Genomic DNA, 14,640 nt, shown 5'->3' with positions numbered 1-14,640 from the left:
CGACGCTGGTGCACCCTGCTGCGGGGCGATGTTGCAATGATAAACTCTCAAAATTGCACCGTGACCGGCGATGCGGCGAGTGCGCCGCTGCCCGAGGTTCCATTGCCCAATTGCCCCTTCCCATTGTCGCCCCAGCATTGAATCTCCCCCGACTCCAGCGCGGCACACGCGTGTGAATCGCCCGCGCTGATGCGCGCGGCGGGCGCGCTCAGCCCGACCTTGACCGGCGTATAGGAGGCGGTCTGGCTGGCGTCGCCGAGCTGGCCGGACCCATTGGCGCCCCAGCAATAGACATCCCCATTGCTCTGCAGGGCGCAGCTAAATTGGTCCCCCGCGACCACCTGAATCACGAAGCCAGGCAACCCGCTAACCTCGACCGGGGTCGGGCTCTGCGGCGTCGCGGGGTCGACGCCCAACTGGCCAGATGCGTTGTCATTGAAGCAATAGAGCTTTCCGAGCGCGTCGATAAAGCAGGTGTGGGCCCGGCCGCCGGCGATGCAGCCGTGCGGCGCGACGCAGGCGCTGGTCTCAAACTGAAACGCGTCGAAGTGCACCACGGCCTGGTTTTGCTCGCCGGAGCCGCTGCATCCGTCGGCGAAGTCGCCCCAGCAGACCAGCCCGTCTGCGCTGAGCCCGCACGCGTAGCATTCGGAGAGCCCGAGCGCGAGAAATTCTCCCGCATAGCCCTGCACCTTCGCCGGCGCGATGTTGGCCGCGAGGCTGTCGCCATTTCCGACCTGGCCGTGGGCGCCGCTTCCCCAGCAATACGCCTGGCCGGCGTGGTTGCGCATGCAATTTAGGTTCTCGCGGGTCTGCAATGAGACGACCCTGGGGTCTACCTGCTCGCGGTCGACCGCGATGGCGGGACGGTTGGTGCGCGGCAGCGTCGCGCAATCATCGCCGGTGCCGAGTTGGCCGAAGCATTCTCCGGAGCCGACAAGTTGGTTGGAGCCCCAGCACCAGGCAAGGCCTTTTTCGTTGAGCGCGCAGGAGTGCTGCTGGCCGGTGCTGACCGCGGTGGCCTTGAAGTCCACGCTCGACATCAGCACACGCGTGGGGGTGAGCTGGTCCTCGAAATCACCGCTGCCCAATTGCCCGCCCTGATTGGCGCCCCAGCAAAAAATGCTGCCATCGCCGCGCACCGCACAGCTATGCTGCGCGCCCGCGCTCAACGACGCGACGCACTCGGCGCCGCCGCACGAAAGCGCGTCGCCGCATCCATCGTCGACCACTCCGCAGGTCGCCCCGAGGTCTGCGCAGGTCTGGGGTATGCACTCCCCGGCATCGCCGCCGTCTGTCTGTATATCTTCGGCGTCCATCGCGTCGTCGCCCGGGCCGGCGTCGGGGCGCGCGACCTCGTCGCGCAGCACACACACGCCGCCGCGCACCAGGAGTCCGCCGCCGGACGCGCATTCCCAACCCGCCTCGCAATCCGTGTCCGCGCTGCAATTCGACGCCTCGGGCTGGCATCCGCTCGCGCCCAGGATCGCCCACCCGATCGCGGCGATGGCGATCGCGTGGCGCCAGTCGCCGCGTCGGTTGCTGCGGATATGTGGGTTCTGAGGAGTCATCAGTGGTTCAAGCCTATCCAATTCATCATCGAAAAAATTATCAATCACCAATCAAGGCGCGTTGAGATATTATTGAGGCCAATGTCGACCGAAAATTGCGCGCCGGCCTTGGCTGAATCCGCCCCGGTTTGGCGGGCGTGGGCTCGCGTATCGCCTTCGGAGTTCGCGCTCATCTGGATGATCTTCCAGGTCACGCCGCCGGCCAAAATCACGCCGCCGACCCCGTAGAGGATCGCGCTGCGCGTCGAGGCGGTGTCGGCCTGATCGCGCAGTTCGGCCACCGCGCGGGCGTCCTGCGCGCGCTGGGCTTGGTGGAGTTCGTCGAGCCGCGAGACCGCCGTATAATCGGAGATGAATCCGGCCACCACGGTCGCCGCGCCCACGCCGATCGTGGAGTAGATAAGGACCTCTTCGAGCTCCGGGTCCAGCAAGCGCGGCTCGGCCTCCAGGGTCAGCCGCAGACTCTGGGTTTCGTCGCGGCGCACCTCAATTTGCTGGGCGCTGGGGACAAACCCGGGCGCCTGCGCGCGGAGCTCGTAGCGCCCGACGCGCAGCTTCGAATCCAGGGGGCAGCTCGCCGGCTGGGCGGCCTCGCGGGCGCCGTCGGGCGTAAGCTGTGTCAGCGTCAGTGTTGCGTTTTTGGGCGTGCAGTGAACCTGCAGCGTGCCTTCTTCGACGCATGAGTCGGCCAGCTCCTCGCGCAGTGAGGTCGCGTGCTGGCGCATCTTCGGGTCGATATCGGGGACCGCCAGGTAGCGATCGAACATGGCGCGCGCCTGGGCGCAGGCGTTCATCGCTTTATAGGATTGGGCGATATTAAAGAGCAGGCGCGAGTGGTCGTAGATGTCGCGGGCGGCCTCGAATTGCTCGATCGAGGCGCGGTATTTTCCCATCTCAAAAAGCCGCTTTCCGTCGCTTACGCGCAGCTTAAAGCGCGCAAGATCCTCGGCGCTGATGCTCGCCTGGGCCTGCGCCGTCTGCGGGGCCAGGGGCAGGGCGGCCAGGGCAATCATAAGCATCGCGGCTACCCGAAGACCCGGCGAGCGGAGCGCGTTCAATATGTCGGCGGGAAGACGCATGGGCGCGATCAGTCTCCAAAAATGGTGTTATTATTCATGATGTCGTCGACCGAGGTCGGCGCGCGCTTCTTGGGCGCGGGTCTCGGGCGCGTCCTCGGCGCTGTCTTCTTTGTCGATTTTTTGGGCGCCTTTGCCGGCGCCGGCGCGCTCGGCGCTTGGGGAGTCGCCGTGTCGGCGGGCGTGGGTGGCGCCGGCGTGGACTCGGGGGGCGCCGGGTCTGGCTTGGCGTTCTGGGGCGCGCTCGAATCCGAGTCCTTTTCCCCCGCAGGCGCGGGTTCGATGACAGGTTCGGCCGGCTCGTCGAGGCGGTTGATAAAGGCGAAGTCCGGGTCCGGCTTGGGGGCGAGCCCGGGTTTGCTCGAAGCTGGGGTGGCGGGAGATGGAGGCTCAGATGACGCCGTGCTCACCTCAGATGTGGTTGAATTATTTATGAAATTTGCGCTGAGAGTGAGGCCCAGGGCGGCGGCCAGGCCGAGGGCTAAGGCGCCGAACAATAGGGCGCGCGAGCGCGGGGTGTCATCCTCGACATCCGCCCGGTCCACGCGGGCCATCTCTTCGGTGCGAAGAGGTTGGGCGGTGCGCCTCGGCTTGGCGGGGATAAGCGCCGGCGACTGAGGCGCCGAGAATCCCTGCGGGTCGGCGCTGGAGTCGCCGTGCGCCGCGGACTGGGCGAGCGCGGCGCGCGACGGCTTGGTTTGGGAGCTCCACTCCGCCAGCGTCGTCGGCTCGTCGTCGCCGACCGGCGGGTCAAGGTGCACGGGCATCGGCGTGGGGGTGATGGCCCAGGCGGGGTCGCGCAGGATCTCAAGCCCCATATTATCAATCGCCGACATCCCCGGGGCCTTCGACGCCGCCGAGTCCACCAGGCTGTCGATGGAGCCGGGATCCAGGCGAATATCGGTGGGGAATTGCAGCCGCAAGACCTCGAGCTCGTCGATCATCTCCTGGGCGCTCAAGAAGCGGTCGTCGGGGTGTTTGGCCAGGGCATGCAGCAGGAATTTCTCAAGCGGCGTGCCTCGATACCCCGCCGGGATCGGCACCGGGTGGCGCAGCTGCATAAAAAAGGTGCGCGCCATCGTGTCGGCCTTAAACGCTCGGCGCCCGGTGAGCATCTCCAAAAAGACCAGCCCCACCGAATAGAGGTCCGACCCCGGGCTGACCTGCTGGGTGATCAGGAGCTCGGGCGCCAGATAAGACGGCGTCCCGCACACCACGCCCGTCTTGGTCAGCTCCGACTCCCCGGCGCGCATGGACTTGGCGATGCCAAAGTCCAGGATTTTGACATAATCGCCGCGCCGGTTCAGCTCGAGCATAAAGATATTGCGCGGCTTGAGATCGCGGTGGATCACCGACTTCGCGTGGGCCTCGGTGAGCCCGTCGAGGATTTGAATCGTGATGTCGATCGCGCGGTGCAGCCCGAGGGTGCCTTCCTGCTGGATCAACGCGTGTAAATCGCACCCGTTGAGCAGCTCCATGACCAGGTACATGCTGCCATTATCGAGCGTGCCGTAGTCGTAATATTGGATGATATTGGGGTGGGCCAGGCTCTTGGCCAGGTGCACTTCGCGCTCAAAACGCGTCAGCGTCGCCGCGTCTTCGGCCACATGCGGGTGCAATAATTTAATCGCCACATCGCGCTGCATCGTGAGCTGGCGGGCGCGCACGATACAGCTCATCCCGCCGCGACCGATCACCTTATCGACAAGGTAGCGGCCATCGATCACGTCGCCTTCCCGAGGCATCTCGGTGTCCCGAAGCGATGTTGGAGCTTTATCACGCATACAATAGAGGCTCGAAGATAGAGTTCTTTGAGGCTGCACGGGCGCGTCAGATGCACCCCTGAAATTACCACGCTCACAGGGTCTTCACAACTTGGGCCGCCTCACGCAGGCGTTGGGCGCCGGACGGATTGAATAATGAGCGCCAGTCAGTCAGAACTATTATTCCAACACGTGCCGTACTACGCTTTCGATTTGTGCTAGCTTTGTCATGATGTCTTGTAAAGGTTAGAGTATTTAAATCTTGTCGTTATATATTCCGCATCCCCAGGCTCCTCCTATGTTTTGCGAACGGCGGTATCTGATTAGTCGAGTGATTTGTTTTGCGATTTTATCCCTCTTCCTGGGCGCATGCGGCGATTGCGGGGACTCTCGCCTGGTCACGGGCAAGAAGCAGAATAATGGGGGCGTGTCGACCGGTGGTGGCGATGGGGTGGGCGCCGACGGGCTGGGCGATGATATTCGCCCGGGGGACGGCACCTCGCATGAGCCGGGCGCTCAATTCTGCGGAGATGGCGTATGCCTTGGGATCGAGGATAGCCAGAATTGCCCCGAGGACTGCGCCCGCAGTGAGGCCTGCGGGGACGGCGTCTGCGCGCCTGCCTCCGGCGATGATTGCCGAAGTTGCCCCGAGGATTGCGGGGTCTGTCAGGTGCAATGTGGCGACGGGATTTGCTGGGGCACCGAGTCCTGCACGACCTGCGTGGATGACTGTGGAGAGTGCGCCGACACCTGCGGCGACGGCGTGTGTCAGCCCGATGAGAACTCGCAGAACTGCCCCTATGATTGTGGATTCCCGACCACCGCCTGCGGCGATAATGTGTGCAACGGCACCGAAGATTGCGAGAGCTGCGCCCAGGACTGCGGGGAGTGCAGCCCGACCTGCCAGCCCGGCCAATGCGGCGCCGGCGAGAATTGCCAGAATTGCCCCTCCGGCTGCGGCCCGTGCACGGGGTGTGGCGATCGGGTGTGCGGGGCGTCCGAATCCTGCGAGAGCTGTGAGCCCGATTGCGGCATCTGCCTGAGCCCGGCCGACGGCTGCGGCGACGGCGAATGCAAGGGGATCGAGAGCCCGCAAAATTGCCCGATCGACTGCGGTAGCCCCGGACCGGCGTGCGGCGACGGGGTGTGCAACGGCACCGAGGACGCGGTGAGCTGCCCGCTCGACTGCGAAGCCGCCGACCCGGCGACATGCCCCGACGGGCAATGCTTCGGCGAAACCTGCCAGGATTGCCCGCAGGATTGTGGCAGCTGCATGCCGCGCTGCGGCGACGGCATTTGTCAGCCCGAAGAAGCTCCCTGCGCCTGCGTGGCCGACTGCGGCGAGTGCTCCGCCGGGACCTTTTGCGGCGACGGCGTCTGCTCGCCGGGTGAGACGACCGATATCTGTTCGACCGATTGCGCCGACTCTCCCGGCTGCCTGATCGACGTCGGCTTGCCCGAATGCCAGCCCAACCAGATATGCGCCGGCACCGCCGACAACACCGGCGGCGATACCTGCGATGGGATCCTGGAGGCGTGGAAATCCACGGCCGATAATGTGGGTTATTATCCCTATAAAGTGCGTGATGGCATCAACGATGTCGACGTTATTTCGGGCTTAGGCAGCGGCCTCGGCGACCCCGATATGCTCCTGGGTAAATTGAGCGCCGGCGATTATTTCGCGGTGCAATCCGAGCGAAACCCGAGCTGCGCCGACAACCCGGCGCTGCGTGAATATACCAACGCGGTGGGGCTGGTCTTTGGCTATTCGCCGAGCCTCGGCGTCTATGGGTGGATTGAGCCGAGTCAATTCACCTTCGCCGGCTACGAGGTCGCCAACGAGGTGTGCCTGGACGGCCTCGGGATTCAGAAAAAACCGAGCTTCCAGGTCCGCCAGAACCCCTACGACAATTGCCGGGCGATGCCGTGTACCACGGTCGAGAAGTTGCCGGACGGCTCGCTTCGCCCGCACTATAACGACTGCGCCAGCGCCAATCGCATCGAGGACGCCCGATACGATTGCGGCGGCGCGCCGGTGAGCCCCGCGGAGATTCATGACGTCAAGGTGCTCACGCCGCTGTTTTACTCCCAGGAGGGCAACGCCCACCGCTTCATTTACCCCGGTGATAAGGTCAAGGTGCTCTATAAGGGCGCCAACGCCGCCTGGGGTTTTGTCGAGGTGACCCGGACCAGCGAGGCTCCGCTGACCGAGGTCGGTGACCGCGGCTGGATGCTGCTCAGCCGCACCTGCCCGGAGGGCAAGTCGTGCGCGGTGTGCATCGACAATGACATGGACGGCCGCGGCGAGAACTGCGAGCTCGGCGCTGACTGCGACGATAACGACCCGACCGTCTACGAGGGCGCCATCGAGATCTGCAATAATAAGGATGACAATTGCAACGGCGAAGTCGACGAGGGGGCCGGCTGCGCCACGCAATGCATTCAGGACGCCCACGAGCCCGATAACGACAGCCTCAGCGGCAATAACCTGACGACCACCGGGGTGTACGGCGACATGAATTCCTGCGCCTCCTGCCCACGCTTTGACCGCGATTGGTTTAAGTTGGGCTCCCCCACGCAACCCTTTACCATCGAGCTAACGCACCCCACCGGGCTTAACCCGGAGGGGCAGCCCTACGCCGATCTCGATATCGAATTATTCTGCGACGATAAATTCTGCGACTCCATCCGCGGCACCGCCGGCACGACGTCAAAGACCTTCGACGGGAGCTGCGCGAGCGCCAGCGAGGGCGCAGAGATCGCCGGCTGCACGTCCCAGATGAACTGGGCCCTCGCGGTCTACCCGCGCTGCTCGGGTGGCTCGCCGATCATGGGCACGCCGTACCAGATCAGGCGCAAATAGGCGCACCCAACCCTCACCGCCGGGGGCTCTGACACAGGTTGGCTGTGGGTCGGGGCCCAACGGCGGGGTTTGGGGGTGAGGTACCCTGGGTGGCGAGCCCCGTTGTTGGGGGGGCGGGGGCAGGTCACCCTATCTCGTGGGCCTCGATGGTGGAGTTGAGCGACCAGCGCGCCTCGGCCGGGAGCTCGTCGACCTGCAGGCCCCACAGCCGGTTGCTCAGGCAGACCGGGGCGCCGCCGCCTTTGACGAAGAGCTCGGCCAGCTCGATATGCTTGACCTCGAGGCCGAGCGCCTGCATCGCGGTCTGGGTGCCGGGCGACAGCGACGGCGGCGCCAGCACGGTGCGGCCGACCTGCAGGGCGTTGGTGTCGTAGCCGATGCTCTCGGCGCGGGTGATCTCGTGGACGCGCGCGTCGGGTAAAAAGGCGCGAAGCCGCGCGTATTCGGCGTCCGTGAGCGCCTCGGGGCACACCACCATCAGGTGAGCGTCGCCGGCCGGGGCGCGGTAGATATTGAGGAAGGTATTGCCGTGAAACCAGGGGTCGGCGTCGAATTCGATGAGCAGATGCTCGGGGCTGAGCAGGTCGGCGACGCGCGCGTAGGCGCCGCGCTCGCTGCGCGCGTCCGGGCCGACGCCGTAAGTGTGCACGATCTGGGCGGCGCCGGCGGCGCGGATGGCGTCGCCCTGGGCCTCCCACAGCGGGGCGTCGGGGTCCGGGGCGATGACCTCGATGCCAAGGCTGGCGACCCAGGGGCCGATCCAGGCGGCCTCGGCGCGCCGGTGCGGCGAGGCCATCTTCGGCAAAAGAAACGCGCCATCGCCGTCCTTTCGGAAGAATTCGCCGGCCTCGGCGGTGTAGATCATGCCGGTGAGCGCCGCCTCGGGGTTCGGCGGGCAGACCAGCACCTCGCCGCCGGCCGCCACGATCGCGTCGGCCAGCGCGCTCCACTCCTGGCGGGCGAGCTGGGCGTCGGCCGGGGCGGCCTGGCGCGAGCGGAAATTCGCCTTTCCCTTGAGCGCCCAATCCGAGCGCGGCGGCGACATTAAAAATACCGGCGTTTGGGGCTCGGCTATGTTATGTTGACTCTCAGCGTCTTCAATTTCTGACATGTCGAAACCTTGGCCAAAAAGAGTTGTCTCTCTAATTATGGGTCGCGCCGCCGGAATCCCCGGCGCGCGCGAATAGATTGATCATCGGCGCATCTTGGCATAAGTACCAGCACGCAAACGATCGCAGTGGCATACGCGCCTGGTGCCTCAGACGTTCTTCCTCACGGTGAAAGATTATGGTCGAAGAGTCCCAAAAACCTAAGCCGGACTCAGCGTTCGATGAAGAGATTGACCCGGAGCTCCTGGGCCTGGCGTCCTCGGGCCAGCGCGGCTCGATCCTACGACCGATTCTGTTTCTGGTCGTCATCTGGTTCGGCGCCTCGCTGATCCACGACTGGAAGGTGCCGCTGTCGTATTTCTTCAGCTCCTCGGAGCCCGTCGAGATCGGCAACGTCCTCGAGTTCGCCACGCTTAGCGCGCAGGACCCGAATTTCAAACCGGATATCCCGCATAACCGCTACGTCAGCTTAAGCGGCGTGCCGTCGCGGCGCTCGCAGAGCGAGCGGTTTATGTTCTTTAAGTTGGCCGGCAGCGACGTGTACGTCGAGATGCCGCGCGAGGACGCGGACCTAAGCGAGCTTGAGCGCGCCGCCCAGGCCAATAAGAAGGGCGATATCGACCGCCAATTCTTCGAGGGCTCAGGCCGCGCGCTTCGCCTCAGCGAGGTGCCGGAGCGCTATGCGGGGCTTCGGGGCTATTATTTCGGCCAATATTATACCTATTTCTGCGGTATGCAGTTGGGCGAAAAGGAGCAGCGCATCCTCGACGAGAGCGGCGAGGAATGCGTCGACGCCTATATCGTCGAGGTCGGCACGACCCCCATGAGTCATTGGTGGTATGTGTTGATCTCGGGGATCATCGGGATCTTTATCGTGCTCAATATCTGGTGGACGATCCGCTGGGTGCGCGACTTCGCCCGTTCCTGACGAAGCCGCGAGTGACGCACCCCTGAGGCGCGCTTAGAGGATTTGACCCAATTGCGACAGGTCGCGGGTCATATTCTTCTGGTGCGCCTCGATCGTTCCGCCGCCAATCTCGAGCAATTTGGCGTCTCGCCACAGCCGCTCCACCTGATATTCGCCGACATAGCCGTAGCCGCCGAGCACCTGAATGGCGCGGTCGGAGACGTTCTTGGCCATCGTGGAGCAGTAGAGCTTGGCGCCGTCGGAGTCGATGCGGTGGCCGAAGGCGCCGAGGTCGAGCTGGCCGGCGACGTTATATACGTAGCTTCGACCGGCCATATACTCGGCGTAGGATTCGGCGATATGGCGCTGGATCTGGCCGAAGCGGTTGAGCGGTTTGCCAAAGGAGGTGCGCTCGGTGGCGTAGCGGTTCATGACCTCGACGCAGCGCCGCGCGATGCCCAGGCTCATCGCGGCCAAGGTGAGGCGCTCGATGGCCAGGTTTCGCATCATGGATTTGAGGGCCTTGCCGGGGGTTCCGACCAGGTTCTCGGCGGGGACGCGGCAATGGTCGAAGACCAGCTCGGCGGTCGTCGAGGCGCGCATGCCCAGCTTATTGTGGATTTTCTGGCCCAGCGAGAACCCGGGCGTGCCCTTTTCGACCACGAAGAGCGAGACCTCACGCCCGTCGCTGGGGCCGGTCTTGGCGTAGACCAAAAAGATGTCGCCCAGCTCACCGGCGGCGATGGCGCCGTTGGTGATCCACATTTTCTGGCCGTTGAGGATATACTCGTCGCCCTCTTTGACCGCCGTGGTGCGCATCCCCAGCACGTCGGTGCCGGCGTCGGGCTCGCTCATGCACATGCCGCCGATGGCCTTGCCGCTGCAGGCGTCGGGCAAGAAGCGCGCGCGCTGGGCGTCGTCGCCGTTGACCGCCAGGTTATTCACGAAGAGCATCGAGTGGGCCAGGTAGGCCAGGCAGAACCCGGGGTCGGCCGCCGAGAGTTCTTCGTGGGCGATGACCGCCGCGCTGGCGTCCATGCCGGAGCCGCCGAACTCGGTCGGCGCCGTGATTCCCAATAATCCCAGATCCCCGAGCTTGCGGAAAAGCTCGATATTGAACTCCTCGCTGCGGTCGAAGGCTTCGGCCTGCGGATCGACTTCGCGCTCTGTAAAGGCGCGTACCATCTCACGTAGTTGCTTGTGTTCGTCGGTCGGGTTGAATAGATCGGCCATAAGGCGGCTCTCCTGGGCTTAATTCGGGGGGGCAAAATGCGTGGTGATAATAACGCGAATAGGCGGGTTATTCCACTGGGGATCCGTCCCGAAATAGCATAGTCCTCGCCGGCCTTCTATGCCCGCCCGTTCTTGACGCTCTTCGAGGCCCGATGCTAAGCAGTGGCGACCTTTTCACTTGAAGGCGCGCCTCTTTTGTAGCATCGCTATCCGCAGCTTATATAGCGAGGCTATAAATCGGCTCATAACTTATCTAAATGACGCACTTTTTATCCATTCACCGACCGCTCGAGCCGACGCATTTTTCGCGCCGGCAGGCGAGCGACGACACATCAGGTTATTTCTTATGGAACCATTATCCATTGCATTTTTGCTGATCGCCATCGCTGGCGTCGCCTTCGGGTTTTACGCGTTCAGCTCGGCGGGCAAACAGCGAGAAGCCTATCTTCTGGCCAAGGCCAACCTCGAAGAGGAGCGCGCGAAGCTTCTGAGCGGCGGCAAAAAATCCTCGACCAAGAAGAGCGCGCCCAAGAAAAAGGCCGAGAAGAAAGAGGCCAAGAAGGTCGCTGACACGCCGAAGGCCGCCGAGAAGTCGAATCAGAACGCCGAAGAGATTCGCGAGATCAAAGAGGAGTTGTCCTCGAGTAAAGATGAGCTGAAAAGCCTGAAGCAGAAAAATTACGACCTCGGCCAGCAGCTCGACGAGGCGCGCCAGGCGCTTGAGTCGGCGACCCGTGAGTCGGCCGCGCCCTCCCAGGAGGTGCTCTTCGACCTGCGCCAGGAGCTCGCCGAGGTCAAAGCTGAGCTCGCCAATGTGCGCGCGAACAAAGGTTCTTCCAAGGCCAAAGCCGCCTCCAAAGACGAGAGCGCCGCTGCAGAGGAGACGCCCGCCGCAGATTTGAAGAAGACGATGATCAGCACGCCGGTATCGAGCGCGCCGCGTGACGCCGCCGCTGGCGACGCGAAGGCCAGCGAGTTGCAAGCCGAGCTGGCGGAGCTTAAATCGAGCAAAGATGAGCAGCTTCGCGCCGCGAAAAAAGAGCTCCAGCAGCTCGAGCGCGAGACCTCGAATAAGCTCAAAAAGGCCGGCCGCACCGCGGACCAGCATCGCCGTCGCGCCGAGAATAACGACAAGGCCTATAAGATCACCCAGCGCCAGCTCGACGTGGCCCGCGAGCGCATCGAATACCTCGAAAGCCTGGTGAAGAAAGCCGGCTTTGCCAGCGCGACCGAGCAGGTCGAAGCCGAAGCCGCCGCGGCCCCCGAAGTCTCGCCGCTCGAACAAGAGATCGCCGACGAAGAAGCGCAGCGCGTCAGCCAGATCGAGGCCGCGGAGCAATCCGAAGCCCCGGCCGAGGAAGAAGTCGCGCCGGTCGCCGAGGAGATCGTCGCGGTCCCCGACGACGCTCCGGCCGAGGATGCTGTTGCAGAAGCCGCCGAAGAAGTGGTCGCCGAGAAAGAAGAGGTCGCTGAAGAAGCGCCGGCCGAAGACGCCGCCGCCGCTGCTGCTGACGCCGACGACAATGGTCAGCAAGACCTGCTTAAGCTGTCGGAGACCGTCGCCTCTAAAAAGGATGATGACGACGAAGAGAAAAAAGATGAGGAAGCGTCCAAGGGATTGGATGAAGGCTCCACCGTTGACGACGCCTGGGCCAACCTCAAGAGCTGATGTGTCCCCGGCGCCGTGACCGGCCTGGTCAAGGCGTATGGGCCCCGCAAATGCGGGGCCCGCTTGCGTTTTAGCCCCGAATTGCAAACGATGCCCTGATTCGAAAACTTACCCCCCCATTATCGGGCCTGATTATGCGTTATTCGTCGCTCCTTGCCCCCTATGCTCGCCGGCTCGCCGTCGGGCTGCTCGCCTGTAGCATGCTGGCCGGTTGCGCCAGCACGCCCACCAATGACGACGCGGTCGAACACACGGCGCCGTCCGAAACACTGCAATATCCCGAGACCATGCGCGAAGATATCGTCGAGAACCTTTTTGGACAGGCGGTTCAGGACCCCTACCGCTGGCTCGAGAACGTCGAAGCTGACGCCGTTCAGGCATGGATGAAATCGCAGGATGATTTCGCCCGCGCGCGCCTCGACGCCCTGCCCGCCCGCGACGCCCTGGCCGAGCGATTTAGCGAGCTCTTCTACGTCGATATGCTCTACGCCCCCGCGGTGCACGGCGATCGCTATTTCTACGCGCGTCGAAGCGCCGACAAAGAGAAGACGGTCTATTATTGGAAGGAGGGCGCTGACGGCGAAGAGCGTGTGCTGCTCGACCCGAATACCATGAGCGAGGACGGGAGCACCTCGGTCGGCGGGATCTATGTCGCCTGGGATGGCAAGACCGTGGCGTATAAATTGCGCGAAAATAACGCCGACGAAGCCACGATTTACGTCAAGACAGTGGACACCGACGCGGTCAGCGAGGTCGACGTGATCGACGGGGCCAAATACGCCTATCCGCAGTGGACCCCCGATAATAAGGGCTTCTATTATACCTATTTGCCCGAAACCTACGGTCCCGACCACGCCAAGGCCGGCGAGAAGATCCCGGTTGATATCCGCCCCGGGTTTGCCGAAATTCGGTTCCATAAGCTCGGCACTGACCCCAAAACCGACCCGACGATTCGCGCCAGAACCGGCGACCCGCGCACCTTTATGGGCCCGAGCCTGTCGCGCGACGGTCGCTGGTTGATGATGACCATCGCCCACGGCTGGAACAAGACCGAGGTCTATTATCAGGACCTCAAAGCCCCGAAGGCCGACGGCTCCAACGCGCTGGGGCGCGCGGATGCGTGGAAGCCGTTTATCACCGGCACCGAGTCCAAATACTCGGTCTGGGCCTGGCAAGACCACTTTTATATCTTCACCGACGAAGACGCGCCCAACGCAAAATTGATGCGCGTGCCGGTCAAAGATCCCGCGCGGGAGCGCTGGGTGGACGTGGTACCGGAGTCCGACGAGCGGGTGCTCGACAACGCCGAGATCATCGGCGGGCACCTGGTGCTCACCTATCTGGTCAACGCCCACAGCCTGCTCGAAGTGCGCACGCTGGCAGGCGAGCTGGTGCGCGAAGTCGCGCTGCCCGGCCTCGGCACCAGCCGCGGCATGAAGGGCCAGCCCGACCGCGACGAGGCGTATTATTCATACCAGTCCTTCACCACGCCGCTCGAGATCTATAAGACCTCGATTAAAAGCGGCGAGAGCACCCTGTGGCAGAAGACCAACGTGCCGGTCGACCCGAGCTCCTATAAGGTTGAGCAAGTCTGGTATCCTTCCAAGGACGGCACCAAGATCTCGATGTTCGTGGTGCATCGCAAAAATTATAAGATGGACGCGACGATGCCGTTTTTGCTCTACGGCTACGGCGGCTTTAACGTGAATATGCAGCCGACCTTCCGCTCGAGCATCTACCCCTGGCTGGACGCTGGCGGCGGGTACGCGGTGCCGAACCTGCGCGGTGGCGGCGAATACGGCGAGGAATGGCATCGCGGCGGGATGCTCGCCAATAAGCAGAATACCTTCGATGACTTTATCGCGGCGGCCGAATTTTTGATCGACCAGAAATACACCCGCGCGGACACGCTCGGCATCTCGGGCGGCTCCAACGGTGGATTGCTGGTCGGCGCGGCGATGACCCAGCGCCCGGAGCTCTTTGGCGCGGTGGTCTGCGGCGTGCCGCTTTTGGATATGATTCGCTACCATAAATTTGGCAGCGGAAAGACCTGGATCAGCGAGTACGGCGACCCGGATAAAGAGGATGATTTCAAATATCTCTACGCCTATTCGCCGTATCACCACGTCAAAGAGGGCGTCGAATACCCGGCGATGCTGATGCTCACGGCCGACAGCGACGACCGCGTGGACCCGATGCACGCGCGAAAATTCACCGCCGCGATTCAGCACGCCAGCACTTCCGGCCAGCCGGCGCTGCTGCGCATTGAGTCGAACGCCGGCCACGGCGGCGGCGATATGATCAGCAAATTCGTCAATAAATACGCCGACGAATACGCATTCCTGATGAAAGAGCTGGGCCTGACCGGCGTCGAGAAGACCCTGCTATCCGACAGCGAAGCCTCCAACGCGGCGGCCAAGGCCGACGCATCCGAATAAATAAAGGGATA

At 63.5% G+C, this 14,640-nt stretch carries 9 protein-coding genes; 4 read left to right on the top strand and 5 right to left on the bottom strand.

Features of this window, described 5'->3' with window-relative positions; all coding sequences use genetic code 11:
- Nucleotides 1–47 precede the first annotated feature (47 nt).
- The 3 genes from DN745_RS15840 to DN745_RS15830 form a co-directional block, all read right to left on the bottom strand.
- Complete coding sequence (locus DN745_RS15840) at nt 48–1,571, bottom strand: RCC1 domain-containing protein (protein WP_133622148.1); 1,524 nt, start codon at nt 1,569–1,571, stop codon at nt 48–50.
- A gap of 44 nt (nt 1,572–1,615) precedes the next feature.
- Nucleotides 1,616–2,590, bottom strand: coding sequence for a PEGA domain-containing protein (locus tag DN745_RS15835; RefSeq protein WP_162687723.1), 975 nt, complete (start codon nt 2,588–2,590; stop codon nt 1,616–1,618).
- 68 nt (nt 2,591–2,658) lie between these two features.
- On the bottom strand, nt 2,659–4,431 hold the full coding sequence (locus DN745_RS15830) for a serine/threonine protein kinase (protein ID WP_111336305.1): 1,773 nt from the start codon (nt 4,429–4,431) through the stop codon (nt 2,659–2,661).
- Nucleotides 4,432–4,741: 310 nt separating this feature from the next.
- Here DN745_RS15830 and DN745_RS15825 point away from each other — a divergent pair, with 310 nt between their 5' ends.
- Nucleotides 4,742–7,273, top strand: a complete 2,532-nt coding sequence (locus tag DN745_RS15825) for a putative metal-binding motif-containing protein (RefSeq protein WP_111336303.1) — start codon at nt 4,742–4,744, stop codon at nt 7,271–7,273.
- A gap of 124 nt (nt 7,274–7,397) precedes the next feature.
- Here the strand turns inward: DN745_RS15825 and DN745_RS15820 are convergent, their stop codons facing one another.
- Entirely contained in the window at nt 7,398–8,384 is a 987-nt protein-coding gene (locus DN745_RS15820; RefSeq protein WP_111336301.1) for a dimethylarginine dimethylaminohydrolase family protein, read from the bottom strand.
- Nucleotides 8,385–8,560: 176 nt separating this feature from the next.
- Here DN745_RS15820 and DN745_RS15815 point away from each other — a divergent pair, with 176 nt between their 5' ends.
- Nucleotides 8,561–9,310 carry a hypothetical protein gene (locus tag DN745_RS15815; RefSeq protein WP_111336300.1) on the top strand — a complete coding sequence of 250 codons (750 nt, stop codon included), beginning with the start codon at nt 8,561–8,563 and terminating at the stop codon, nt 9,308–9,310.
- Between the two features lie 33 nt (nt 9,311–9,343).
- Here the strand turns inward: DN745_RS15815 and DN745_RS15810 are convergent, their stop codons facing one another.
- Nucleotides 9,344–10,522 (bottom strand): acyl-CoA dehydrogenase family protein, encoded by a 1,179-nt coding sequence (locus DN745_RS15810; RefSeq protein WP_111336298.1) that lies wholly within the window; start codon nt 10,520–10,522, stop codon nt 9,344–9,346.
- A 346-nt stretch (nt 10,523–10,868) separates the two neighbouring features.
- Between DN745_RS15810 and DN745_RS15805 the strand changes: the two genes are divergently transcribed.
- Together DN745_RS15805 and DN745_RS15800 are read left to right on the top strand one after the other, a co-directional pair.
- Nucleotides 10,869–12,191 (top strand): hypothetical protein, encoded by a 1,323-nt coding sequence (locus tag DN745_RS15805; RefSeq protein WP_111336297.1) that lies wholly within the window; start codon nt 10,869–10,871, stop codon nt 12,189–12,191.
- A gap of 134 nt (nt 12,192–12,325) precedes the next feature.
- Complete coding sequence (locus DN745_RS15800; RefSeq protein ID WP_204355019.1) at nt 12,326–14,629, top strand: prolyl oligopeptidase family serine peptidase; 2,304 nt, start codon at nt 12,326–12,328, stop codon at nt 14,627–14,629.
- The last annotated feature ends 11 nt before the right edge of the window (nt 14,630–14,640 follow it).

The organism is Bradymonas sediminis (assembly GCF_003258315.1).
Classification (GTDB): Bacteria; Myxococcota_A; Bradymonadia; order Bradymonadales; family Bradymonadaceae; genus Bradymonas; species Bradymonas sediminis.
This window is presented reverse-complemented; position numbering and strand designations above follow the sequence as displayed.

Excerpts from the sequence above, each read along its gene's own strand:
- DN745_RS15840 (WP_133622148.1), bottom strand. The coding sequence starts at position 1,571 with ATGACTCCTCAGAACCCACATATCCGCAGCAACCGACGCGGCGACTGG.
- DN745_RS15835 (WP_162687723.1), bottom strand. The coding sequence starts at position 2,590 with ATGCTTATGATTGCCCTGGCCGCCCTGCCCCTGGCCCCGCAGACGGCG.
- DN745_RS15830 (WP_111336305.1), bottom strand. The coding sequence starts at position 4,431 with ATGCGTGATAAAGCTCCAACATCGCTTCGGGACACCGAGATGCCTCGG.
- DN745_RS15820 (WP_111336301.1), bottom strand. The coding sequence starts at position 8,384 with ATGTCAGAAATTGAAGACGCTGAGAGTCAACATAACATAGCCGAGCCC.
- DN745_RS15815 (WP_111336300.1), top strand. The coding sequence starts at position 8,561 with ATGGTCGAAGAGTCCCAAAAACCTAAGCCGGACTCAGCGTTCGATGAA.
- DN745_RS15810 (WP_111336298.1), bottom strand. The coding sequence starts at position 10,522 with ATGGCCGATCTATTCAACCCGACCGACGAACACAAGCAACTACGTGAG.
- DN745_RS15805 (WP_111336297.1), top strand. The coding sequence starts at position 10,869 with ATGGAACCATTATCCATTGCATTTTTGCTGATCGCCATCGCTGGCGTC.
- DN745_RS15800 (WP_204355019.1), top strand. The coding sequence starts at position 12,326 with ATGCGTTATTCGTCGCTCCTTGCCCCCTATGCTCGCCGGCTCGCCGTC.